Source organism: Pseudomonas sp. N-1-13 (assembly GCF_057787095.1).
In genome coordinates, this window is sequence record NZ_JBYNRI010000001.1 from 1,483,808 (window position 1) to 1,508,916 (window position 25,109).

The window sequence follows — 25,109 nt, forward strand, 5'->3', positions numbered from 1 at the left end:
GAAACCGTTACCCTATGCAGCTGTTTTTTTGCATTTCTTCGAGGTAGCACCCGTGTTTTCCCAATTCGCCCTGCACGAACGCCTGCTCAAAGCCGTGGCCGAGCTTAAATTTGTCGAGCCAACGCCGGTGCAGGCAGCGGCTATTCCGCTCGCGCTCCAGGGGCGTGATCTGCGGGTGACGGCGCAGACCGGCAGCGGCAAGACCGCGGCGTTCGTGTTGCCGATCCTCAACCGCCTGATCGGCCCGGCCAAGGTTCGTGTCAGCATCAAGACCCTGATCCTGCTGCCGACCCGTGAACTGGCCCAGCAAACGCTCAAGGAAGTGGAACGCTTCTCGCAGTTCACCTTCATCAAGTCTGGCCTGATCACCGGTGGCGAAGACTTCAAGGTCCAGGCCGCCATGTTGCGCAAAGTACCGGACATCCTGATCGGCACGCCAGGGCGGATGATCGAGCAACTGAACGCCGGCAACCTCGACCTCAAGGAAGTCGAAGTGCTGGTGCTGGACGAAGCCGACCGCATGCTCGACATGGGTTTTGCCGAAGACGTGCAGCGCCTGGTGGACGAATGCACCAACCGCCAGCAGACCATGCTGTTCTCCGCCACCACCGGCGGTTCGGGCCTGCGGGAAATGATCGCCAAGGTGCTGAACAACCCTGAGCACTTGCAGCTCAACGCGGTCAGCCAGCTGAACTCCACGACCCGTCAGCAGATCATCACCGCTGACCACAACCAGCACAAAGAACAGATCGTGAACTGGCTGCTGGCCAACGAAACCTACGAAAAAGCCATCGTGTTCACTAACACCCGCGCCATGGCCGACCGCATCTACGGTCGCCTGGTGGCCCAGGAATACAAGGCGTTCGTGCTGCACGGCGAGAAAGACCAGAAAGACCGCAAGCTGGCCATCGACCGCCTCAAGCAGGGCGGCGTGAAAATCCTCGTCGCCACCGACGTCGCCGCCCGCGGCCTGGACGTGGAAGGCCTGGACATGGTCATCAACTTCGACATGCCCCGCAGCGGCGACGAATACGTGCACCGTATCGGTCGTACCGGACGCGCCGGCAACGATGGCCTGGCGATTTCGCTGATCTGCCATGGCGACTGGAACCTGATGTCGAGCGTCGAGCGCTACCTCAAGCAGAGCTTCGAGCGCCGCACCATCAAGGAAGTCAAAGGCACCTACGGCGGACCGAAAAAGGTCAAGGCCTCGGGCAAGGCCGTTGGCGTGAAGAAGAAAAAGGTCGACGCCAAGGGCGACAAGAAGAAAACCGGCGCCAAGGCCCCGACCAAGCGCAAGATCGCCAACCGCCCGAAGACCGACGCTTTGTCGCTGGTCAGCAAGGACGGCATGGCCCCACTCAAGCGCCGCAAGCCTGAAGCGCCAGCGGCTGAGTGAAACGGCGGTAGTGCTGCACAAAAAACCGGACCTTGAGTCCGGTTTTTTATGGATAACTGAATCTGACGCAAAACCCGTGGCGAGGGAGCTTGCTCCCGCTGGGCTGCGCAGCAGCCCCAACAAAGTGGAATTTACAATCATCTAACGAGTTGACGCTTCGATTTCAGGGGGCGCTTCGCACCCAGCGGGAGCAAGCTCCCTCGCCACAAAAGCAAGCTGTGCCCTGCTTCGGGCATCACCCCGCTTTCTTCTCCGCATTCTTGAGCTCTTGAAGACGCTCATCAATCAACTGGCACTTATCCGGCACGTCCTTGCTGGCGGTCTCCAGGTCCATGGCCTGCAGTTCCTTATTCATTTCCTTAGCCTTGTCCGGGTTCTGTTCGGTGAGCCTGGTCACTTCCTTGGCCAATTGTTCACGCTTGGCGGTGGCTTGCTCGGGCGTGCAAGTGGCCCAGGCGGGCAGGGCGCAGGTGAGGGTGGCGGCGAGGGTGAGTTTGAGGAGGGTGTTCATGGCAGGGCCTCGTATTCCTTGTTGGGCTGATAAGGGGTTGAGGCCACGCGAGGGTGGAAAGTTCATTGGCTGGAGGTTGCGAGGTACGCCCGCGATTGTTTCTGTCCGTCTCGCAGGAAGTCTCCGGTTCCGCATCGGACCTTTCGTACTTCCGTGGGGAAGGCGTCTTATTTCAGATGAATGGTTTCGGTAATAGTCCCGCGGATCAAACAAATAGTTGACGCCAAAATGATGGCTAATTAGTATCGCGCCACTATTTTGATATCGTTTTTGCTAGAGGGATCTAACATGTCCTCCCCCTTACTTTGGGCGAGGTTGTGCGTAGCTTTGCTGTGCCTTTCTCCGCTTCCCCTTGCTCACGCTGCCCCCACCCCCGGCGAAACCGACCTTATCCGCGAGCGTCAGAACCGCTTGCTCGAAGAGCAGCGTCAACGTCTGGAAGAGCTCAAGGACTTACCCGGCAAGGCGGAGAAACCGGCCCAGCCAACAGCGCCTGCCGATGCCCGATGTTTCCCCATCAAGACCATTGAACTCAAAGGTGCCGACAGTCTTTCGGCCAGTGAGCGCGAGCGGTTGCTCAAACCTTACATCGGCCAATGCCTGGGCGTGACGCAGCTCAATGAGCTGCTCAAAGTCATCACCGATCACTACATCGAAAAAGGCCTGGTCACCAGCCGGGCCTATTTACCGCAGCAGGATTTGTCCGGTGGGCATTTAAGCGTGCTGGTGGTGGAAGGACGGCTTGAAGGCTTGAAGGGCGCCGAGAACAGCAAGCTCTCGGACCGTGAATTGGCGATGGCCTTTCCTGGCAAGACCGGCGAGTTGGTCAACCTGAGAGAGATCGAGCAGATGGTCGATCAGCTCAATCGCCTGCCATCGAATCAGGCGAAGATGGAGTTGACCCCCGGCCAGAACGTCGGTGGCAGTGAAGTGCGCGTCACCAACGAAGTACAAAAGCCCTGGCGTGCCGGGCTGTCGCGTAGCAACGACGGCCAGCGCAGCACCGGCGAGCAGCAGTGGGGCACCAGCTTTGAGTGGGACAGCCCGCTGGGCTTGGCCGACCAGTTGATGTTGCGCGGTGGTCACGATGCGATGACCGACCACCAACACACCTCCAACAACGCCATGCTCTATTACAACTTGCCTTTTGGCTGGTGGAGCGTCAGTTACACCTACAGTCGGAGCGAGTACCGCTCGCAGATCCCGGCCAACGGTTTCAACTTCAAGCAGACCGGCGACAGCCAGAACCATCAGTTGCGAGTCGAACGGGTGATTCACCGCGACGCCCTGAGCAAGACGTCTCTCAACACCGGCCTGGCCTACCTGCGCACCAATAACTTCATTGAAGACAGCAAACTGGACGTCAGCAGCAATCGCCTGAGTGAAGGGCAGTTCGGCATCAACCATGGCCGACGGGTCGGCAGTGCTTTCGTCAACCTGGACCTGGGTGTGCAGCAAGGCATCGGCGCTTTCGATGCCCAGGGCGATCACGATCCGGGTCCCGGCCAGGCCGACGCCCGTTATCGCAAATACACCGCCACCGTCAGTTACCTGCAACCGTTCAAGTTGTGGGGCGAATCGTTCAGTTTCAGCAGCCTGATGACCGGCCAGCGCAGCGAGGACGTGCTGTTCAGCCCCCAGCGCATGAGCCTGGGCGGGCAATCGTCGATTCGTGGCTACAAGGACCAGTCGCTGTCCGGCGACAGCGGTGGTTATTGGCGCAACGACCTGCGCTGGAGCCGCCCGGTGACGCTGGAGTGGTTGCGCCCGGTGTTCGCTGAATACGGCACCAGCCTCGGTTACGACCAAGGCGTGATTCGTGGCGGCCGCTACAACGACGACCAGCACGGGCGCATGTCGAGCAATTCTCTGGAGTTGTTCGCCCGCGGCCAGCACCTGAGCGCCAGCGTCACCTTCGCCCATTCCCTGGAACGCCCGGATGCCCTGACCGAGCGCGAAGCGCCGATCTACTTCCGCGTGGATGTATTCCTCTAATTCCTGCTGCAACGAGACTCGATCATGGACGACCGCCAACACGCCTTTCTGGCCTGCCAGCCTTCTGCTGCCTTGCAAACCCGCGAGCACTTCTGGGGCATGCCCAAACGCGGCCTGGCGTTCCTGTTGGCCAACGTTATGTTCTGGCAACCGCTGTGGGCCCAGGCTGACGGCATCGTGGTCAGCGCGCCGGGCACAGGCCTGGACCGGGCCGGCAACGGCGTGCCCATCGTCAACATCGCCAAGCCCAACGGTAGCGGCCTGTCCCACAACCAGTTCAAGGATTACAACGTCGGCAGCAACGGCGTAATCCTCAACAACGCCACCGCCCGCACCCAGTCCACCCAGTTGGGCGGGATCATCCTCGGCAACCCGAACCTCAATGGCACGGCGGCCAAGACCATCCTCAACGAAGTCAACGGCGGCAACCCCAGCCAGTTACGTGGCTACACCGAAGTGGCGGGGCAATCGGCCCACGTCATCGTCGCCAACCCGTACGGCATTACCTGTAATGGCTGCGGTTTTATCAACAGCCCGAAAGTGACCTTGAGCACCGGTAAACCGGTGGTGGAAAACGGTCGGCTGGATCGTTATCAGGTGGATAAAGGCAGCGTCGCCATCGAAGGCGCAGGCCTCAACGCCAACAACGTCGACCACTTCGAAATCATCACCCGCAGCGCCAAGATCAACGCCGAGATCCAGGCGAAAAACCTGACGATTATTGCCGGACGCAATGACGTCAACGCCGACACCTTGAGCGCCACCGCCCGCGCTGATGACGGCAGTGCTAAGCCGGAACTGGCTATCGACTCCTCGGCGCTGGGCGGGATGTACGCCGGGGCGATCAAGTTGGTGGGTACCGAGGCCGGCGTCGGCGTGAAGTTGGACGGTAAATTGATTGCCAGTGGTGGTGATATTCAGCTCGATGCCAATGGGCATCTCAGCATGGTCGACACCTCGGCCAGCGGCGCTGTCAAGGTCAAGGCTGCCAGCCTCGACGCCCGTGGTCCGGTCTACGCCGGCACCACGTTGAACGCGCACACCCAGGGCAACCTGACCAACCAGAAAACCCTCGCGGCGCGCAACTCCATCACCCTGAATGCCGGTGGGCAGTTGAGCAACAACGGCATCATTGAGGCCGGGGTCAATGCTGATAACTCGCGCAATGCGGCGGGGGATGTGAGCGTTACTGCGCAAACTCTGAGCAACAACGGCAAGAGCATCGTTGCCAGCCGTAATCTGACGACCAATGTTGCGCAGACGTTGAACAACCAGGGCGGGACCTTGAGTGCGGGGCAAACCGGCACGGTAAAAGCCGGGACGTTGGATAACCAGAGCAAGGGGCGGGTGTTGAGTAGTGGTGCGTTGAGCGTGACGGCCGACAAGCTTCTCAACACTCAAGGCGTGGTTAGCAGCAACGGCAACTTGACGGCCAATATTGGGCAGTTGAATAACCACGACGGTGAGCTTGGCAGCTTGAGCAGCGTCACGTTGCGTGTTGCCTCGCTGGATAACGTTGCGGGTCTGGTGGCGGCGGGGCAGTCCCTGGACATCAATGCCAGCGGCCAGATAAACAACCACAGCGGGCGTCTCACTGCGAGCAAAAACGCGCAATTGAGCGCCGGGTCGCTGGACAACCGCCAGGGATCGCTTTCTGCCCAACAAGGGCTGAACCTGAACTTGGCTGGGCAACTGCTCAACGCTTCGGGCAGCGTGATCAGCGGCGATACGCTGCAGCTAAAGGCCGGCCAGGTGAATAACGCCGCTGGCCGCATCGCCAGTGCGAAAACGCTGGATGCCAGCGTTACGGGCCTGGATCAGCAGGACGGCGAACTGTTCAGCAACACCAGCCTGAGCCTGGACATGAACCAGGGCCAGTTGAACAACCAGGGCGGCCTGATCAACGCCTCGGGTGCATTGCTGCTGAACAACCTCAAGGACGTCAACAACCAGAACGGTGAGATTTCCAGCCAGCAAGCCTTCACCCTGGCGGCGCAGAACCTCGATAACAGCGGCGGCAAATTGCTGAGCAATCAAGGCCTGGTGCTCAGAACCGCCCAGCTCCTCAACAACGCCCGGGGCGTCATCTCGGCGGCGTCCGTGGACAGTCGCAGCAACAGCCTGAACAACAGCGATGGCCTGATCAGCAGCCGCGATCAACTCGACCTGACGGTCGACACCCTGCTCGACAACCAGCGCGGCTCATTGATCGCCGACGGAGCTCTGCTGTTGGTCGCGGATCGCCTGGACAACCGCGCCGGGAGCATCGCCGGCAAGACCGGGCTTGAGGCCACCGTCACCTCGCTGGATAACCGCCAAGGCACGTTGATCAGCACCGATGCCTTGACGCTCAAGGCAACCAGTCTCGACAACCGTCAGGCCGGTTTGATCGGCGCGACAAAAGCGCTGGATCTCGATGTCGACGACCTCGACAACCGTGGCGGTGAGCTGTCGAGCAACGCAGACGTCACCCTGATCAGCCAGAACCTCGACAACAGCGATGGCGGCCAGGTATTCGCCGGCCAGGCGCTGAAGCTGACCGTGGATAAACTGCTCAACCGCACCAAAGGCCTGCTCAGCGCCAAGGCTGGACTCGAGCTGGATGGCGGCTCCCTCGACAACAGCGGCGGCTACCTGATCAGCCAGCAGAACCAGCGCATCAACCTGAGCCGCGATCTGCTCAACACCCAAGGCCAACTCAGCAGCGAAGGCACGCTGAATGTCAGCGCCGCCAACCTGACCAACACCGGCGGCAGCCTGTCCAGCGCCGCCGACCTCACCGTGAAAAGCCTGGGGCGTCTCGACAACCAGGGCGGCGAACTGGTCACCGACGGCGCGCTGCTGCTCAGCAGCGCGGCGCTGGACAACCGTCAGCAGGGCAACATCAGCGGCAAAGGCACGGTGAGCGTCACCACTGGCGCGTTCGATAACAGCCAGAGCGGTCGCCTCAACAGCGGCAGCACGCTGAACCTCGTGGCTGGCCAAGTCACCAACCAGGATGGCGGGAGCATCGGCAGCCAAGGCGCGTTGACCGCGTCGGTGTCCGGTCTGGATCAGCAGGGCGGCAAGCTGTTCAGCACCACCTCGCTGAGCCTGGACCTGAACAATGGCCAGCTCAACAACCAGAGCGGTTTGATCAACGCCCCCGGCGTGCTGTTGCTGAAAAACCTCAACGGCGTGAACAACCAGGGCGGTGAAATCTCCAGCGCCGAAGCCTTTACCTTGGCGGCCAATAATCTCAACAACGACAGTGGCCGGTTGCTCAGCAGCCAGGGCCTGACCCTGCGCATCGCCCAGGCGTTGAACAACGTCAAAGGCCTGATCGGCGCGGCGACCCTGGATGCCACAGCGCAAAGCCTGACCAACAACGGCGGCACCCTCACCAGTCGCGGCAACCTCGACCTGACCGTCGATCAGCAACTGGATAACCAGGCGCAAGGCCTGATCAGCGCCGCGCAACTGCTCACGCTCAACAGCGGTGATCTGAACAACCAGGGCGGTAGCGTGCTGGCAGGCGGTGCCTTGGTCCTCAACGCCATGGCCCTGAACAACAGCGCCGATGGCCTGATCAATGCCCAAGGCGACCTTACCCTCGGTGCCGAGTCCCTGGATTCCAGCGACGGCGGTGAAGTGTCGGCCAAGGGCGACATCAGCCTGACCCTCGCATCGCTGACCCAAGACGGCGGTCGCCTGTTGGGCGAAAAAGCCGTCACCCTGAACCTGGGCAACGGCGACCTGAACAATCGCAATGGTTTGATCACCGCCAAAGGCCCGCTGACCTTCAACGCCCTGCGCGACCTGAACAACCAGGGCGGCGAAATCTCCAGCAGCCAAAGTTTCAACCTGCGCGGCCGGACGCTGGACAACAGCGGCGGCAAGCTGATCAGCAGCCAGAACCTGAGTCTTGACGGCAAAACCCTGGTCAACCAGAACGGCTTGATCTCCGGGTGGCAAGGGTTGCTGGTCAACGGCACCAGCCTGGACAACCGCAACAACGGCACGCTTTCCAGCCGCAACGGTAACGTGAACCTGACGCTGCTGGGCAACCTGCTCAACGGCAATGGCGGTGCGCTGGTCAGCCAGGGCAGTCTCGGTGTGACAGCCGTTTCGGTGGACAACACCCAAGGCATTCTCAGCAGCGGCGGCGCGCAAGACCTTATCCTCAGCGGCGCCCTCGACAATGGCCAGGGTGGTCTGATCGACAGCGGCGCGGGCCTGATCATCAAGACCACGGCCCTGGACAACGCCAGTGGTGCCATCAACGCTCAACAAGCACTGACCCTTAACGCCAACGAACTGGATAACCGCCAAGGCAACCTGATCGGTAACGCTGCGGTCAACCTGAACCTCAACGGTGCCCTCGATAACAGCGGCGCCAAACTCGCCAGCGCCGGCCCGCTGACCGTTAAGGGCGCGACGGCGATCAACAACCAGGGCGGCCAAATCGCCAGCCAGGATCAAATGACCCTGACCACCGGCTCCCTGGACAACAGCAACACCGGCACCGTCGCCGCCAAAAACGCCCTGGCAATCACCGCCACTGGCGCCGTGCAGAACCATACCAACGGCCTGATCTACAGCCAGACAGCCGACGTCAACCTGAAAGCTGCGAGCCTGGTCAACGGCAAGGGCGAGATGCAAGGCCAGACCGGCCTGAAGCTTGAACTGAGCGGTGATCTCGATAACCAAGGCGGCAAACTCATCGCCCAGACCGGCGATGTCAGCCTCACCGCGGCCAACATCGACAACCGCGGCGGCACCCTTGCCGCGCTCAAGGGCGCCCTTGAAGCGCGCACCGTGGGCGTGTTGCGCAACGGCTTCGATGTGAACAACAAGGGCGGTGTGATCCAGGCGCAGAGCCTGAACATCCGCGCCTTGGCCGGCCTGAACAACAACGGTGGCCGTATCGCGGCCCAAACCGGCGATGTCCTCATCAACACCGCCGACTTGAACAACCGCGGGGGTGGTCTTTACGCCCAAGGCCAGGTGAGCATCAGTGCTGCCGACTTGGATAACGGCGCGGGTGGGCAAGTGGCCGGTCAGACCTTGGATTTCACCCTGGGGGGAGCTCTGAGCAACGTCGGTGGCGTCCTCGAAAGCGACACCCGCATCGGCTTGAGCGCGGCCAGCCTAAACAATCAGGGCGGCCAGTTGCGGACTCTGGCCAGCGGCGGCAGCACTCGCCTGCAAGTGACGGGCGCGTTGGACAACCGCAATGGCGTGATGGAAGTCGCCAACCAGGACTTGGTCTTACAGGCCGGCAACTTCCTCAACACTGGCGGCCGCCTGCTGCATGGCGGTAAGGGGGATTTCCAGATTGACTTGGCCAACCTGGGCAGTGCCGGTGGTGACATTGTTACTCTCGGCGGCCTGACCCTGAGCGCCGCCAACTGGACTAACAGCAGCGTGGTCCAGGCCGCGCGGCTGAACATCGACGTCGGTCAACTGACGCTGACGGGCAGCGGCCAACTGCTGGCGACCGACAGCTTAGTGGGGCGTGGAGGCAATTGGACCAACAACGGTCTTATCGCCAGTAACGGCACACTGGATGTTGCCCTGACCGGGTTATACGCGGGGAGCGGCCACGCCACCAGCGTCGGCAATCTCGGCCTGAGCGGCGCAGGTGTACAGGTATTAGGCGCTGGACGCATCGCCGGTGCGAGCGATGTGCAGGTCAGGGCCAGTGGTACGTTGCTCAACCAAGGACGCATCACCTCGGCCCGGGACCTGACCCTCAATGCTGCCAATCTGAACAACAGCGGCACGATTGGCAGTGCTGGCAAGCTTGACTTGGTCAGCCAGGTGCTGCGCAACGAAGGCGCGGATGCAGGTAATCAAAGTTTGATTTCCAGCGGCGGCGACATGCGCCTGCTGGTCGGCGACTTCACCAACCGCTTCGCTACGGTGTATAGCCTGGGAGGCCTGCTGGTGGCTGGCGATGCAGCGCTCAACCGCGCCAACCGCATCGACAACGTATCGGCCACTTTGCAGAGCGGTGGGGCGATGGGGTTGTACGCCAGTACGGTCAGCAACCGCAAGGATGCGTTCTCCGTCAGTGAACAGTTGGTTTCCGGCACCATCACTTATCAGTGTCTCAACTGTAAGGGACGGCACTACGACTTCTTCTATTACCTGACCGAAGAAATTGTGCGTTCAGTGCAGGCGGACTCCGCAGCGGCATCAATAAATGCTGGCGCTGCGCTGAAAGTGCAGTCGTCACTTTTTGAGAACAAGCACAGTACTGTCAGCGCCGCGTCGTCGATCGACATCCACGCGGATAACTTCAACAACGAGGGGGCGTCCACCGAGAGCGTGCTGCGCACCCGGCAGTTCCGCAATCCCAACGACAGCGAGCGAAGCTCCGTTTGGGACAGCCTGACGCGTGAGGGCGGGGCAATTGCCGAATACGCCAAATACAACTCAAAGACCCAGTACGTCTACCAGCAAGAATGGTATGACCCCGACGGCAGTTACATAACACCGGTGGATCGAGGGAAACAGGACACCGGCATCGCCAACCCGAACTATCGGCCTAACTCGGGCTATGCGGTACCTAGCAAAATCCTGGGTTATACGCTGATCGATACACGCGAGACGCAAACCAACACAGGCGTGGCTGCCAATGCCGTCATTCAGGCCGGCGGCGCGGTTAACATTACCGCCAGCCAGACGCTGGGCAACGGCGTTACGCGCCAGAACACCGGTTATTCCAGCCAAGCCCTGAGCGCGGCAAACACTCAGGCCGGCAGTCGGGTCAATCCCAATACCGCGCGCATCAATGCGCAGTTACCGCCAGACCTGGCCCAGCGTCAGGTCAACCCGCTGGACTTGCCAGGCTTCGTCTTGCCCACGGGCGGTAGCGGTTTGTTCCGTCTGAGCGCTCAAGCTGCGAGCCAGGCCAATGCCACTAGCGCCGCACCGTCGCCAGCCAGTTGGACCCTGGGCGGTGCCAGCATCGGCCTCGCCCAGCGTCAGCAGCCTTTGGAGCAGACCGGCAGTCCAATCCAACTGAGCGGCGGCAGTAGGCCGATCTTCCAGCCTGGCGCCTCAGCGGTGCTGCCGGAGGTGCTTCCTGCAGCAGCACAGGGCGTCTCCAGCACGGTTACCGTGGTCAATCCGCAGAGCATTGCTCGAGTGCAGGGCCTTCCAGTCAACAGCCGCGGACCGCAGCCGCATAAGTATCTGGTCGAGACCGACCCAGCATTGACCGATCTCAAGCAATTCACGAGCTCGGATTATCTTCTGGACAAGCTGGGGTATGACTCGGACGCCAGCTGGAAACGCTTGGGCGATGGATTCTTCGAGCAGCAGATGATCCAGCAGGCGGTGACGGCTCGTACCGGTAAACGCTTTATTGATGGCCAGACATCTGACGAGGCGCTTTACCGGTATCTGATGGACAACGCCATCGCCAGCAAGCAGCAACTGGGGCTGTCGGTGGGCGTTACCCTGACCGCCTCTCAAGTGGCAGCCTTGACCCACGATATTGTCTGGCTTGAAGAGCACGAAGTCATGGGCGAGAAGGTACTGGTGCCGGTGCTCTACCTGGCCCACGCCAACGACCGCCTGGCCCCGACCGGCGCGTTGATCGAAGGCCAGGATGTGAACCTGATAGCCGGTCAGAACCTGGAGAATAGCGGAACCCTGCGAGCCAAGAACAATCTGTCGGCCAGCGCCGGCCAAGACTTGGTCAACAGTGGTTTGATCCAAGCCGGCGGTCGCGTCGACTTGCTGGCAGGCAACACCCTGTTCAACGGTGCCGGAGGCATCATCAACGGACGTGATGTCAGCCTGAACAGTCTGCTGGGGGATGTGGTAAATGAACGTACCCAGACCCTGCAGCAGGGCGGTTACGTCGTTGAAGGCAAGCTGGACAGCGCCGCCCGCATCGAAGCGTCCAACGATCTGATCGCCGGCGTCGGGCGCGACATGCTCAATATCGGTGGCGTAATGCTAGCCGGCCGCGATCTGGAGATCCGCACCGGGCGTGACCTGCTGATAGGTTCTGCCGAACAGACCTACAGTTATCAAAACGGTACGCGCAACCGCAGCGAGTCCATCAAGCAGTCCGGCTCGCAGATCACCGCTGGTCGTGACCTGGACATGGGCGCCGGCCGTGACTTCGCCGCCATCGGCAGCAACTTGGAGGCCAAGCGTAATATTGCCATTGACGCGGTCAACAACATGACCCTGTCTTCGGCTGCCGATGAGGAACACTCCTACTCCAAGAGCAAAAAGGTGACCCGCCAGGAGGATCATGTCCGTCAAGTCGGCACTCAGGTGAGTGCCGGCGGTGATGTTTCTATGACCGCGGGTGAGGATCTTCGCCTGATCTCCAGTCGCGTCAGTGCGGGTGACGAGGCTTATCTCTACGCCGGCGACCAGCTCGAACTGATAGCCGAGACCGACAGCGACTACTCGCTTTACCAGAAAAAGAGTAAGGGCAGTTGGGGGAAAAAGAAGACCAAGCGTGACGAAGTGACTGACGTGCGTCATGTCGGCAGCGCGATCACCACGGGCGGCGACCTGATTCTGGAGAGCGGAGGTGATCAGCGATACCAGGCGGCCAAGCTCGACAGCGGTAATGATCTGATCGTGGACAGCGGTGGCGACATCACCTTCGAGGCTGTGAAGGATCTGCATCAGGAAAGTCACGAGAAAAGCAAGTCCAGCGCTGCGTGGTTCAGCATGAAGGGCAGCGGCCGCACGGATGAGACGGTTCGTCAGAGTGAACTGACTGCTCAAGGCGACTTGGTCATCAACGCGGTTGGCAAGATTCATGCGGACGTGCTGCAGGTCAACAAGCAGACGGTCAGTGAGTCCATCGATGCCATGGTCAAGGCCGATCCGAAACTGGCTTGGCTCAAGGAGCTTGATGAGCAGGGTGGTGTTGACTGGCGGCAAGTGCAGGAGATCCACACCAGCTTCAAGTACGCGAACTCGGGCCTGGGTCCGGCTGCGCAGATGATAATCGCCATTCTGATGACGGTGCTGCTCGGTCCTGCTGGCGCCGGCCTGAGCAGTGCAACTCTGGCAGGCGCGGCCAGCCTGGCAACCACCGGCACGGTTGCGACCATCAACAACAAGGGCGACCTGGGTGCCGGGTTGAAAGCGGTAGCCAGCAAAGACGGCCTTACCAACGCCGCCATCGCGGCCATCACGGCCGGTGTCGCCGAGAACTACCTGGGCGATATGACCATGACCAAACAGGTCAATGGCAAGACGGTCATTGACCTAAGTTCGATCGAAGCCGTCAGCCATTTTGCGGGTCAGCAACTGATCAACAACGCATCCGCTGCTGCGATCGCCAAAGCTTTCGGTCGGGACGTTACGTTAGCGGGCATCCTGCAGTCGGCGGTCTACAACACCTTGGCGGCTTATTCTTTTGACCAGGTAGGTAACCTCGGGCTGAAGACCGGCAGTCCGGAGAAGATTGCCCTCCATGCATTGGTAGGCGGCATGATCGCCGAAGCATCGGGCAGCGATTTCGCTGTGGGTGCGATGGCGGCAGGTGTGAACGAGACGTTTGCTAACCAGTTGCGGCGGATGTCGGCCCAGATGAATCCGCAGAACCGCGACCACCTGATGCTGATGTCTTCGCAACTGTTAGGCGTGGTGGCCGCTGCCGCCGTGGCTGGAGACGATGCGAATAGTCTGCAGACCGGCTCGTATGTGGCCGGCAATGCGACCCAGTACAACAACCTCAACCACCATGACATGAGTGACTTTGTCGGGGACATGAATGCCTGTGGTAGCAGCGAGACTTGTCAGAAGAACACATGGGATGGGGGCAAGTACCAAGAGATCAGTGACCAAATCACCGATTGGTCGGAGAAGGCCGTTAGTGGTGCATTTGCGAAATCCTTGCTGACCTCGATCCAGGGCGGGCTGACCGCACTGAATGACCTCAATTGCACGACGGCGACTTGTACGCAATACAAGGACACCCTGACTGAGCGTGCGTTGAACGACCTGACGAACTTGGCGAAGGTTACTGACACGTGGGAAAACGCAACAAGTGTGGCTGCGCTTGTCATACCGACCTCCGGCGGCGCGCGTGGTGCTGGTGCTGGCGAAGGAGGGATTTCGCCTAGGGTTCAGGCGGCTTTGGATAAGTTCACGGAGGCCAAGGCCACTCGTACGGGGGCGTCAATAGGTAAGAATAGCAATCCTTCAAGTGCTGTCACTGACTCAGAGGCTGCAGTAAGTGGGTTGCCTAAAGTCGGCTCCTTGAGGGGGGACGCAGAAATCCCGCCCAAAAATGCTTCTCCGGATATGGTTCGATCTATTGAACGTCAGAATGAGGCGGCCAAAAAGCTTGCTCAAGCAGGGTATGATGTTGAACAGTTAGCAAATACAGGGCGAAAGGGCCCAAATCCAGATTTGCGAATTAATGGTGACTTGGCGGATGTGTTTTCGCCAATAACAAATAGTCCTATTTCAGTATTGATGACAGTGACTGAAAAGGTCCAAAAACAGGCTAGTAGTATTGTTGTTAATTTAGCTGATACACCACTGACTTTTGGTCAGATAGAGACGGCGCTCGCCTCACGACCCGTTGAAGGTTTGAAGAGATTGTATTTGATGAAGAACAATGAATTTAGAGTGGTTGAGGTGCTGAAATGACGATTATGATGAGCCTTGAAATAGAAGAGGGAGTTTCGTTTGATGAGCTGTCCTTGGTTCTCTGTAGTATGGGGGATTGCTCAGTCGATGCTAAGCATTTGATTGGTAATTTTCGTTATTCAAATTGTTATTTTGTTTTTCGGTATGTTTTTCCGAGTGATGATGTTGCTACAGATGGTGTGTTAGTGGATTGGAAGGTAGGAGTGCGAGGAGCATTTCACTGTTCCATTGAGATGCTGGCGGAGTGCTCGGAAGATATCAAAATGTTTCTTGAGAATTTTTCGAAAGAGTTCGACTTTAAGTTTGTGCTCTCATTTCAATATGAAAGTGTATATGTCTTGCGTGATGAGTTTGGTCTGAGCTTTCTGAAAAGTATGATTGAGTGCTGAGATAAAAAGAGAAAAAAGGGGGTGGATTTAAATGGCGCTTACTTGGCGGATAACTAGCTGATATATCTGAAAGAAATTAAAAAAGGCTAACCTTGGTCTACGGTTCTTCAGGGGTAGACCACATACCTGTGTAGATTTTAGATGTAAAATTTTGTTTGTACCCAAGAGATCCCGATCTGCGGGGTTATTCGCCAGCATGTTGATTTTTTGCAGATAGGAAAGCCCGCTTTCGTGTGATTCATCCCCTGGACAGTTCGGTCATTCCCTTGGCGCGTGCGCGGAAAAAGGGGACACCCATTAGCCGGTCTCAAGTCAAGGCTAAAAGCCAACTCCGGGCATCTCTCATGAACTCCGCAATGGCCTCTGGTGTGCTGAGATATTCTGCGGGGTCAAATTCTGTAGAGGTCTCGATCATTTTGCTCTCCGCGTATGTGAAAAACGGGCGACCCAAAGGTCGCCCGTTTTCGTTATTCAGCAGCCTGCGCCCGCAACCGCCTCCCAATCACGTCCATCACATCACACCCATCACGCAACGCTATCGTCAACATCTTGCAAAAGTCTGAAAGCACCACCGTATCGGAGCTGATATCCGAACGGAACGCGATATTTTCCAGCAGTTGGGTCACGGTGCGGATGCGGTAGTCGGCGGTTTCGAAGAGGACATCGAGCGGGGCTTCGGTGTCGATGAGCAGGGTGGCCGGGGTGCAGTCAATTCCGGTGATGGACATGTATCTGGTCATAGTCAGAGCCTCGAAAGTTGATTGAGTCTCTCTGTAGGTCGGGTCGCCAAACCCGGTCGCCTTTTTTGGGTGACGAAGGACTATAGAGCGATCCACTCTTGAGCCACGAGACACCGCTTTCCGAGCTTCATGTAGGACCTTTGGCCTGGCAGTTGTCGGCTTTGGCTGAGGCAACGCAGGCGACTGCTGCGCAGTCGAGCGGGAGCAAGCTCCCTCGCCACAGGGTTCGCGCTCGACTTGCGCGGGTTGGCGCATCAGCTATGGCAGCAGCCGTGGGGCTCGGCCTCTTCGTATTTATCGTGATGCCGCACCCAGTCCATGATTTCGTCTTCGTTGCGGCCCTTGGGCGTGAGATCGAGGTAGTTGTAGGTGCCGACCAGGATGTCGAGGCCGCGGGCGTAGGTGGAGTAGGTGTGGAAGATGTCGCCGGCTTCGTTGCGATAGAAGACGCTCAGGCCTGGGAGTTCGCCTTCGGTGGTGTCGGATTTTTCGTAGTTGTAGGAGGTTTTTCCAGCGGCGACGTCTTCGGCCTTGAAGCTGACGCCGAAGTCGTAGTTGAAGTCGCAGCCTTCTGACGAGACCCAGTCGAAGGCCCAGCCCATGCGACGTTTGAACGGCTGGAACTCGGCGAACGGCGCGCGGGAGACGGCGACCACGGCGACGTCGTGGTGGGCCAGGTGTTGGTTGGCGCCGTCGATGTGGTCGGACAGGAATGAGCAGCCATCACAGCCTTCTGTCCAGCCGGGGCCGAACATGAAGTGGTAGATGATCAGTTGGCTGCGGCCGCCGAACAGGTCGGCCAGGCTCAGTTCGCCGTTGGGGCCCTGGAAACGGTAGGGTTTTTCGATTTTTACCCAGGGCAGGGCGCGGCGTTCTGCGCTGAGTTTGTCGCGTTCGCGGGTGAAGGCTTTTTCGTGGATCAGGTGCTGGCGACGGGCGGCGAGCCATTCTTCCCGTGAGACGACGGCATGATTTTCTACGTTCATGGTGAATTCTCCTGCGTGGCAGAGCCGCTGATTCGGCACTTCTGTCAGTGGTCGTTTGGCCCGGGGGGAATTCGACAGGCCGTTGGTCGGCTTGGGCAATAGCCCACCGGTAAGCCCGGCTGAACGGCAGCGCAGCGCCTGGGTCACACTTTAAGTAGGCATCTCACTCTTTGGAGGATGGACCAGGATGACGACTTATAACTGGGACTTGATCGAACGGTTGTTGCACGAAGTGCAAAACGGCGCCGGCCACAGCTTTACCCCTCGGCCTTATGCGGAGCAGTACGCGGCAGAGAAGGCAGCCGCAGGCGAGCCGATCGAGAACCTCGATCATCTGAAAGCGGTCGCCGGGGAGTACGAAAAGCTGCTGTTGGAGCGTAACTATATCGAGCCTCGGCCGGAGGAAGAGGGCGGTAACGGCGAGAACTTTGTGCTGACGCCCCGTGGCTCGCGGTTGTTGAGCCTGATCGACAGCAGCATCCCGGGCAATGATCATCCGCGCCAGGTGCTGGATGAGCAGGAAGATGCGCTGGATGAGTTTACTTTTGATGAGGTGGCTTCGAAGGCGCAGATTGCCTGACAGGCCTGCACTGAGCCCTGTGGGAGCGAGCTTGCTCGCGATAGCGGTCTGACATCAACAGGTGTGTTGCCTGTTCTGCCGCTATCGCGAGCAAGCTCGCTCCCACATTCGATCTCCCACATGCATCTCAGTGGTTTTATGAGCGTGCTGCCTTCAGGCACTTCAAATCACTGAAATCCTTTTTCACCCGGTCGATCTTCCTCAGCAAGTGTTCGCGTTGCGTCGGGGTGCTGTCGGCCATCACGTCCACCAGCAGGCTGCGGGCCTGGGCTTCGGTTTTGTCGAAGGCCTGGCGGTAGGCGGGGGTCCAGAGGCTTTCGCGGTCGACCAGCAGTTGCTCGATGCGCTTGGGGAAATCGGGGCTGTGGCGTTGGGCCACAGCTTCGCTGAACTGGTTTTGCCAGTGCGCGCGGTTGGCGATCCATTGCTGGTTTTGATCGCCCAAGGCGCGGGACCAGGCCTGCACGCGTTGGCGCTGGGCTTCGCTGAGCGGGCCGAGCCAGTCGTTCAGGCGTTTCTCCATGCGTTCGCTGCGCTCCTGGATTTGCTGCTGCAACGTCGGCTTGAGGTATTGCTGCTGGCGTTTGCGTTGGTCTTTGACGAACGCGGCGTCCATGTCCGCGACCTGATCGTCGTTCAACCCCTGCAATAACTCGATGGCAGACGGGGTGATTTCCCGGGCGGTTTCGGCGATGGCGGCCTTGGCTTCCCGGGTACGCTGTTGCAGGGCCTGGTCGGTCACCTGGTTGGTTTGCACCATGTTCTTCAAGCGGTCCAGCCAGTCAAGGTAGCCGGGCAGTTGTGTGGTGCAATGCCAGTTCAAGTGTTCATTGAGACGGTCGTTGAACCAGTCCTTTTGCTCGCCATTGATGTCCAGATAGTCGTTGAGCGTCCAGGGGATGATCAGGTCGAGGTTGCGGTAGGCCAGGCCCACGCGGCTGCAGGCGGTGACGGTGAGCAGCAGGGCCATGAGCAGGGCTATGCGGGTGAACCAGCGCGACATGAGCGAGTCCTTGCGAAGGCATGGGTTGCGAAGGCGTAACTGTCTTGTTTGAGCATGGCAGGTGCGCGGCAGTTCAGCCGATCGAATAAGTAACGCTTAGTAAAAAGGGTGGGCCATCTTGAGGGTCAGCAGGCCGTCGCATTCGCTGTTGTGACCGGAGTACGCCGAGCAACGGCTGCCGCTCAGGCTGGAGTCGCTGTAGATCAGGTCCAGGTCGATGCCTCTCCAGGGGCGGGAAATTTTCAACGACCAGTCACTGAAACTGCCTACATAACCGTCCTCCACCGACACGGGTGAGTTGTACTGGTGGGTGGTGTATTTGGCGCTCAGGCCAATACCAAACGGCACGTTGCCGCCCAGGTCGGCAAACAAGGTGCTGTTCTGTTTATCCGGGTCGTTGCTGAAGGCCGCGCCGAAACGGCTGCCCAGTACGGTCAGGCCACCGAAGAATTCCTGGCTGTCGAGCGTGTCGAGGGTGGGGTAGCTGTAGTGGATCAGGCCGATTTCGTAACCCAGGGTCTGGTCGAAGGGCTGTTTGAAGCCCATGTAGGAATCGATTTCAAGATTGCTCGATGGGCTCAGGCCAACGCTGGGCGACCACTGGCCCACGTACCAGCCGCTGTCGTGGCTCAGGTCCAGGCCGCCATGAAACGAGCCGGTGCTCGACGGCGTGACCAGGCCCTGGGCCATGCTGCGGCTGGGCGTGGTGCCGAGTTTGAGGTCGAAGTCGCCGAGCTCGCCCTGAAACACCTGCCCATGGGCGAGAGGGCAGGCCAGCAGGCTGAGCGTCAGGGCGATAATGGGGATGCGCATGCTTCACTCCATGGATAGCGAGGAGCAGAACGGTCATCAAGCTGAAACACTTGAGCTAGAGAGGTGCAAGCATACCGGCGAATGCACGGCAGCGAGGGCCGTTCGTCGATTTTTGCAGGATGAGGGTAAGCGGGGAGGTTCCAGTCCAAGCGCTTCGAAGCTCAAAGCGCTTTGGGACCAGGTGACGCGCGGGTTACTTTTTGCCCAGGCTGATCTGCTTGGACGGGCCGAATGTCTGGCCGCTGACGCCCTTGGCAATTTGCTGGATTTCACCGCCGGACTTGAGGAATGCAGCGATCTGGTCGTTGATAGACTCGCTGGTTTCCACGGCTGGAGCGGGCTTTGCTTTGCTGTTGGATGCTTTTACGCGCATGACGGCCATTAACCTGTAAATAATTAATTGGGCCAGGCATCGTACAGGAAATACTTGACAATTGCTTGGCAAATATACTCCCTCAATTATCACGCCGGGCGCTGGAATAAGGCGTGGTTTATGCCGTCATTATTGCCCTAAGCCACTGTTTTAAATAGCAACCCTCTGGACTGTATAACTTAAAAACGGCTGGCCGAAACGGCCTGGAGGGCCGTTGTCTGCCTGACGAATGGCCGCATACGCGAGGAAAACCCAGGGAAATCAACGGCTGCACAAGGCCCTTCCGGCCGCCCGCGCCAGAGGCCACGAATCACGCCGCAAAACCGGGTAGAATGCCGCCCACGCAATGAGGGTATTGGAAATGGCTTTAGTCGGGCGCTACAACAGTTTGCAAGTGGTTAAACACACTCACTTCGGTTTATATCTGGACGGCGGTGCGGACGGCGAAATTCTGCTGCCCAATCGTTATATCCCCAAGGATATTCCCAGCGAAGATGAAGACTGGCTCAATGTTTTTATTTATCTGGACAGCGACGACAAACTGATCGCTACCACGGAAAAACCCAAGGTTCAGGTCGGAGAGTTTGCCAGCCTGAAAGTGGTTGAAGTCAACAGCATCGGTGTATTCCTGGACTGGGGCCTGCCCAAGGACTTGCTGCTGCCGTATTCCGAAGAAAAGCGCCAGATGACCGCCGGCGAATATTGCGTGGTGCACGTCTACCTCGACAAGCACACCCGCCGCATCACCGCCACGGCGCGTCTGGACCGTTATCTGGACAAGACCCCGGCCAACTACACGCCGGGTCAGGAAGTCGATTTGCTGGTCGCGGAAGCCACCGACATGGGCTTCAAGGCGATCATCAATAACAAGCACTGGGGCCTGATTCACAAGAACGAAATCTTCAAGTTCATGCGCGCCGGCAAGCAGGAAAAAGGTTTCATCAAGGAAATCCGCCCGGACGGCAAGATCAGCTTGAGTTTGCAACCGGTGGGTCAGGAAGCGGCGACCAGCCTCAATGCCAAGATCCTCGCCAAGTTGCGCGAAAACAACGGCACGCTGCCGGTCAGCGACAAGAGCGACCCGGTGCTGATCAGCAGCCTGTTTGGTGTCAGCAAGGGCAACTTCAAGAAAGCCATTGGTGCGCTCTACAAGAATGGGCAAATTGTCATTCATGCTGATCGGATTGAGTTGAGCTGATCTTCAGTCGAGCCACGGCAAATAAGGATTCATGTGGCCAGGGGAGGCCGCTGTGGGAGCAAGGCTTGCCCGCGATGGAGACGATGCGGTCTTTCTGATACCGAGGCGCCTGTTTCGCGAGCAAGCTTTGCTCCCACAGCGGTGCGCCGTTCCTCAAAATCTCCTGGCCACAGGAGCGATGTTCGGCTCTCCTCTGTATACAAAACCCTGCACCTTTAGCATGCACCCGCGCCCTGTTCGTGGGCGCGTGCCTGCTCCTGCCCGGCTTTAGTCCCCGCCACACACCGCAGTTTGTCTCATATTCCCCACCTCTGGCACGCATTCTGCGTAGCAACCCGTATACAAACCATGCCGGCTCCCGTGCGCAGTATGGTGAGCAGGTTGATACGGGGGCACGGCGGTCCTCAAAAGGAGCCTCGCAATGTCCGAGCAACTGCCCAACGGCTACAGCCCTCGTCTCTATAACGAAGACCTGGGTCCGCTGCCGCAGAAATGGAACTGGTACAACATTTTCGCGTTTTGGATGAGTGATGTGCACAGCGTCGGCGGTTATGTGTTCGCTGCCAGCCTGTTCGCGCTGGGGCTGGCGAGTTGGCAGGTGTTGATTGCGTTGCTCTGCGGCATCTGCATCGTGCAGTTAATCGCCAACCTGGTTGCCAAGCCGAGCCAGCAAGCGGCGGTGCCGTATCCGGTGATCTGTCGCCTGGCGTTTGGGGTATTCGGGGCGAATATTCCTGCGGTGATCCGCGGCTTGATCGCGGTGGCGTGGTACGGCATTCAGACGTACCTGGCTTCCAGCGCGCTGATCATTGTGGTGCTGCGGTTTTTTCCTTCCATGGAAGTCTATGCCTCACCGCAATTTGCCGGTTTGTCCTACTTGGGCTGGTTCGGTTTCCTCAGCTTGTGGTTCGTCCAGGCGCTGGTGTTCTGGGCCGGTATGGAGTCGATCCGTCGCTTTATCGACTGGGCCGGGCCGGTGGTGTACGCCGTGATGTTCCTGTTGGCGGGTTGGATCGTATGGAAAGCCGGCTGGAGCAACATCAATTTCACCCTGGCGGAGAAGTCCTTGTCCGGCTGGCAAGCGTTCGGTCAGGTGATCGTCGCGACGGCGTTGGTGGTGTCGTACTTCTCCGGGCCGACCCTCAATTTTGGTGATTTCAGTCGCTACTGCCGGAGCATGTCTGACGTGCGCCGTGGCAATTTCTGGGGGCTGCCGGTGAATTTCCTGGCGTTTTCCCTGGTGACCGTGGTGATTGTTTCCGGGACGTTGCCGGTGTTCGGCGAAATGCTCCATGACCCGATCGCCACCGTGGCGCGTATCGACAACGACGTGGCGGTGTTGCTGGGCGCCTTTGCCTTTGTGACTGCCACCATCGGCATCAATATTGTCGCCAATTTTGTATCCCCGGCGTTCGACTTCGCCAACGTCGCCCCCAGCAAGATCAGCTGGCGTGCCGGCGGCATGATTGCCGCCATTGCATCGATATTCATCACACCGTGGAACCTGTTCAACAACCCCGAAGTGATCCACTACACCCTGGACGTGCTGGCAGCGTTCATCGGTCCGCTGTTCGGGATTCTGCTGGTGGATTACTACCTGATCAAAAAGCAGCAGATCGACGTCGACGCGCTGTTCAATGACGGGCCCAGCGGGCGCTATTACTACAGCGGCGGCATCAACTGGACGGCGGTCAAGGCGCTGGTGCCGGCGACGTTGATGGGCGTGGCGATTACCTTCACGCCGATGTTGCAACCGATGGCCAATTTCGCCTGGTTCACCGGTTGCTTCCTGGGCGGGGTGTTGTATTTCGCCTTGGCACGGCGTGACTCGACCGTGCACCTGAGCCCATCGCTCGGCCAGGCCTGATTAACGCAGGGCGGTCTGGGCGCAAGGGCTCACCGTACCCCGGCTGGCGGGCCGCAGTAATAGCCCGCCGGCCAGCAGCAGGCCACTGCCGGCAATGATCAGCGCCGGTTGCAAGCCACCGCTGAAGTGGCTGCTCGACGCCGCCAGCAATGGCCCGCTGAGCTGGCCCAAGGCAAAGCAGGCGGTCAACAGGCCCGCGTTGCGCTGGGTGGCGTGGGGTGCCAGCTCCCGGGAGCGCAGCATTACCAGTTGCATGCAGGCCAGGAATGGTGCTCCACACAGGATTACGCCCAGCGCCAGCCCCGGCCCGCTGCCCAACAGGCAGGCGAATACTCCGGCGGCTTGCAGCCAGAGTGTACCGATCAGCCAGCGACCGGTGGTGTTCGGGTTGGGACGACGCAAGCTGACCAGCAACACGCCAGTGGCGGCGGCCAGACCGAAGCAGGGCCAGAACAGGTCTGCTTGCCATTGCCCGTGGAACTGCGCCGAGGCCATCTGCGACAGGAAGGTGGCGGGAATGATGTAGCCCAAGCCGTACAGGGCATACACCACGCCAAGTCGAGCGATGCCACGGTTCGGCGAGGCGCTGACGGGCGCTGTAGCGGTCGCGGCTGCGGCGGGTTGCGGCAGAATGGGCAGAATCACCAGCAGCATCGCCAATGCCACGCCGGCATACACCAGCCACAGGGTCGCAGAGGTCTGGCCGAGCAGGTTCGAGCCCAAGGCGAGCAAACCGGTCAGAAAAATCCCCAACCCAGGGCCGGCAAACACCAGCGCGCCGAGCCGTGGCCGTCCCGCGGCAGCGGCCAGCGGTTGGCTCAGGGCGGTGATCATCACCAACACCCAGGCGCTTGCCACTCCGGTACCAAAGCGCAGTACCAAGTGTGGCCAGAAGCCCCAGGCCCAGAACGAAGCCAGGGTCAGCAGCACGCACAGCCACAAGCCCCCGATCAAACGCCGCCGCACCTGTTCCGGACGGCGGGCGAACATGGCGTCCAGCGCGCCGAGGAAGTAACCCAGGTAGTTGGCCGCGGCAATCAGACCAGCGGCGGTCAAGTCGATCTGACCTTCGCCGATTAAATGAGGTAACTGCGGCGTTAAGGCGAAGCGGCCAATGCCCATGGCCATCATCAGGGCGATGAAACTGCCGAGCAGGCGAATCAGAGGTGACATGGCGGGTCTCCAGCGTTGAGGCGAATGACCGTCAGGCTAGGACTGATTGACTTTCATTAAAAATGAATAATAGTGAGTAACTTGTTCATTTTTGGAGAATGTCGTGGAGTTCAGCCAATTGCGGATTTTCCAGGCCGTGGCCGAGGAAGGCTCCATTACCCGCGCTGCCGAGCGGCTGCATCGGGTGCCGTCGAACCTCTCGACCCGGCTCAAGCAGCTTGAGGAGCAACTGGGCGTAGATCTTTTCCTGCGCGAGCGTCAGCGTTTGCAGCTATCGCCAGCGGGAAAAGTCCTGCTGGACTATGCGATCAAGCTTTTTGCTCTGCACGACGAAGCTCATGCTGCCGTGCAGGGCGGGCAACCGGCCGGGGATTTTGTGTTGGGTACGATGTACAGCACGGCGGCGATTCATTTGCCGGACCTGCTGGCCGGTTATCACCGCACGTACCCGGCGGTGAACTTGCAGGTGCAGTCGGCGCCCAGCGGTGAACTGCTCGAAGGCTTGCTCACCGGGCGCCTTGACGCGGCGCTGGTGGACGGCCCGCTGGAGCTGGCGGGGTTGGACGGGGTGCCGTTGTGCGACGAGCGGCTGGTGCTGATCACCGAGGCCGATCACCCGCCAGTGCGCAGTGCGCTGGATGTTCAGGGCCGCTCGGTATTCACCTTTCGCCAGGGCTGTTCCTACCGCATGCGTCTGGAAGCCTGGTTTGCCCATGACCATGCGGCCATGGGCCGGGCGATGGAGATTGAGTCTTATCAGGGGATGCTGGCCTGTGTGATTGCCGGCTCCGGGGTGGCGCTGATGTCCGAGTCGATGCTCGCCAGCCTGCCGGGCCGCGAGCGTGTGAGGATGCATCCGTTGGCCGAGCCGTTTGCCAATGCCACGACTTGGCTGATGTGGCGCAAAGGGATGGTGGGGGCCAATCTCACCGCCTGGATTGAACTGCAGCAACAGGCCTGGCCGCGGGCGCCGCTGATGGTGGAACGATCAGCTTGAGCGCCTAGCGTTGGATTTTGATGGATTCAGTAACAGATCATTGCAATGTGTGACGAGCATTGCGTAGGACTTCGGACTATTATCAGTGCGAAGGGGCCACAGAATTTTGCCGCTCGTACCACCCTGAAGGGGGCACCACGATGAAAGAGAAAATCCAGAACTGGCTTCATGACTTGGGTGTCGCGCTCGGCCTGATCGAGCCGCCCATGCAACCGATCCCTATCCGCACCGATGACGAGCAGCGCCGCCGCCAGCCGCGCCGTCGGTAAAGACACCGCGAATATCGGAGAGATCGCAGTCTCAGGCTGTTTCAGTTGAAACAGCCTGAGACTGCGATCTTTTTTGTTTTTGAAGGAAAATCTCTGTGGGAGCGAGCCTGCTCGCGATAGCGGCGGATCAGCCACCATTGATATTGGCTGATACACCGCTATCGCGAGCAGGCTCGCTCCCACAGGGTTT

Annotated in this window: 16 protein-coding genes; 9 read left to right on the top strand and 7 right to left on the bottom strand. The window is 59.5% G+C overall.

Features of this window, described 5'->3' with window-relative positions; translation table 11 throughout:
* Window positions 1-52 precede the first annotated feature (52 nt).
* Window positions 53-1,399, top strand: a complete 1,347-nt coding sequence (locus AC3I65_RS06900; RefSeq protein WP_047227912.1) for a DEAD/DEAH box helicase — start codon at window positions 53-55, stop codon at window positions 1,397-1,399.
* 235 nt (window positions 1,400-1,634) lie between these two features.
* On the opposite strand, the gene AC3I65_RS06905 is transcribed toward AC3I65_RS06900, so the two are convergent.
* Window positions 1,635-1,910 carry a hypothetical protein gene (locus AC3I65_RS06905; RefSeq protein WP_160891860.1) on the bottom strand — a complete coding sequence of 92 codons (276 nt, stop codon included), beginning with the start codon at window positions 1,908-1,910 and terminating at the stop codon, window positions 1,635-1,637.
* Window positions 1,911-2,198: 288 nt separating this feature from the next.
* On the opposite strand from AC3I65_RS06905, the gene AC3I65_RS06910 reads away from it, so the two are divergent.
* From AC3I65_RS06910 to AC3I65_RS06920, 3 genes are read left to right on the top strand one after another with little or no spacing between them, the layout of a single operon-like run.
* Window positions 2,199-3,905 carry a ShlB/FhaC/HecB family hemolysin secretion/activation protein gene (locus tag AC3I65_RS06910; protein ID WP_488523579.1) on the top strand — a complete coding sequence of 569 codons (1,707 nt, stop codon included), beginning with the start codon at window positions 2,199-2,201 and terminating at the stop codon, window positions 3,903-3,905.
* 24 nt (window positions 3,906-3,929) lie between these two features.
* Window positions 3,930-14,531: a two-partner secretion domain-containing protein gene (locus AC3I65_RS06915; RefSeq protein ID WP_488523580.1), complete on the top strand. Its 10,602-nt coding sequence runs from the start codon at window positions 3,930-3,932 to the stop codon at window positions 14,529-14,531.
* Window positions 14,528-14,920, top strand: coding sequence for a hypothetical protein (locus AC3I65_RS06920; RefSeq protein ID WP_487777702.1), 393 nt, complete (start codon window positions 14,528-14,530; stop codon window positions 14,918-14,920). The genes AC3I65_RS06915 and AC3I65_RS06920 overlap by 4 nt, the downstream gene beginning before the upstream one ends.
* Before the next feature lie 467 nt (window positions 14,921-15,387).
* On the opposite strand, the gene AC3I65_RS06925 is transcribed toward AC3I65_RS06920, so the two are convergent.
* Together AC3I65_RS06925 and AC3I65_RS06930 are read right to left on the bottom strand one after the other, a co-directional pair.
* Complete coding sequence (locus AC3I65_RS06925; protein ID WP_322834859.1) at window positions 15,388-15,660, bottom strand: hypothetical protein; 273 nt, start codon at window positions 15,658-15,660, stop codon at window positions 15,388-15,390.
* 254 nt (window positions 15,661-15,914) lie between these two features.
* Window positions 15,915-16,646, bottom strand: coding sequence for a DUF899 domain-containing protein (locus AC3I65_RS06930; protein WP_160891864.1), 732 nt, complete (start codon window positions 16,644-16,646; stop codon window positions 15,915-15,917).
* Window positions 16,647-16,833: 187 nt separating this feature from the next.
* Between AC3I65_RS06930 and AC3I65_RS06935 the strand changes: the two genes are divergently transcribed.
* Window positions 16,834-17,226, top strand: a complete 393-nt coding sequence (locus AC3I65_RS06935) for a transcriptional regulator (protein WP_076385904.1) — start codon at window positions 16,834-16,836, stop codon at window positions 17,224-17,226.
* A gap of 136 nt (window positions 17,227-17,362) precedes the next feature.
* On the opposite strand, the gene AC3I65_RS06940 is transcribed toward AC3I65_RS06935, so the two are convergent.
* The 3 genes from AC3I65_RS06940 to AC3I65_RS06950 all read right to left on the bottom strand — a co-directional run bounded on the left by AC3I65_RS06940 (window position 17,363) and on the right by AC3I65_RS06950 (window position 19,424).
* Entirely contained in the window at window positions 17,363-18,229 is an 867-nt protein-coding gene (locus AC3I65_RS06940; RefSeq protein ID WP_047227907.1) for a DUF6279 family lipoprotein, read from the bottom strand.
* Between the two features lie 96 nt (window positions 18,230-18,325).
* Window positions 18,326-19,042 carry a TorF family putative porin gene (locus AC3I65_RS06945; protein WP_047227906.1) on the bottom strand — a complete coding sequence of 239 codons (717 nt, stop codon included), beginning with the start codon at window positions 19,040-19,042 and terminating at the stop codon, window positions 18,326-18,328.
* Window positions 19,043-19,235: 193 nt separating this feature from the next.
* Window positions 19,236-19,424, bottom strand: coding sequence for a hypothetical protein (locus AC3I65_RS06950; protein ID WP_018607615.1), 189 nt, complete (start codon window positions 19,422-19,424; stop codon window positions 19,236-19,238).
* Window positions 19,425-19,776: 352 nt separating this feature from the next.
* Between AC3I65_RS06950 and AC3I65_RS06955 the strand changes: the two genes are divergently transcribed.
* Together AC3I65_RS06955 and AC3I65_RS06960 are read left to right on the top strand one after the other, a co-directional pair.
* Window positions 19,777-20,613, top strand: a complete 837-nt coding sequence (locus AC3I65_RS06955) for a CvfB family protein (RefSeq protein WP_047227905.1) — start codon at window positions 19,777-19,779, stop codon at window positions 20,611-20,613.
* A 421-nt stretch (window positions 20,614-21,034) separates the two neighbouring features.
* Window positions 21,035-22,480 (top strand): NCS1 family nucleobase:cation symporter-1, encoded by a 1,446-nt coding sequence (locus tag AC3I65_RS06960; RefSeq protein WP_047227904.1) that lies wholly within the window; start codon window positions 21,035-21,037, stop codon window positions 22,478-22,480.
* On the opposite strand, the gene AC3I65_RS06965 is transcribed toward AC3I65_RS06960, so the two are convergent.
* Entirely contained in the window at window positions 22,481-23,653 is a 1,173-nt protein-coding gene (locus AC3I65_RS06965) for an MFS transporter (protein WP_160891868.1), read from the bottom strand.
* Between the two features lie 103 nt (window positions 23,654-23,756).
* Here AC3I65_RS06965 and ptrR point away from each other — a divergent pair, with 103 nt between their 5' ends.
* Together ptrR and AC3I65_RS06975 are read left to right on the top strand one after the other, a co-directional pair.
* Window positions 23,757-24,650 carry a putrescine utilization regulator PtrR gene (gene ptrR / locus AC3I65_RS06970; RefSeq protein ID WP_160891870.1) on the top strand — a complete coding sequence of 298 codons (894 nt, stop codon included), beginning with the start codon at window positions 23,757-23,759 and terminating at the stop codon, window positions 24,648-24,650.
* Between the two features lie 140 nt (window positions 24,651-24,790).
* A complete protein-coding gene (locus AC3I65_RS06975) occupies window positions 24,791-24,919 on the top strand; it encodes a PA1414 family protein (protein ID WP_256222727.1) in 129 nt (42 codons plus the stop codon).
* Window positions 24,920-25,109 lie beyond the last annotated feature (190 nt).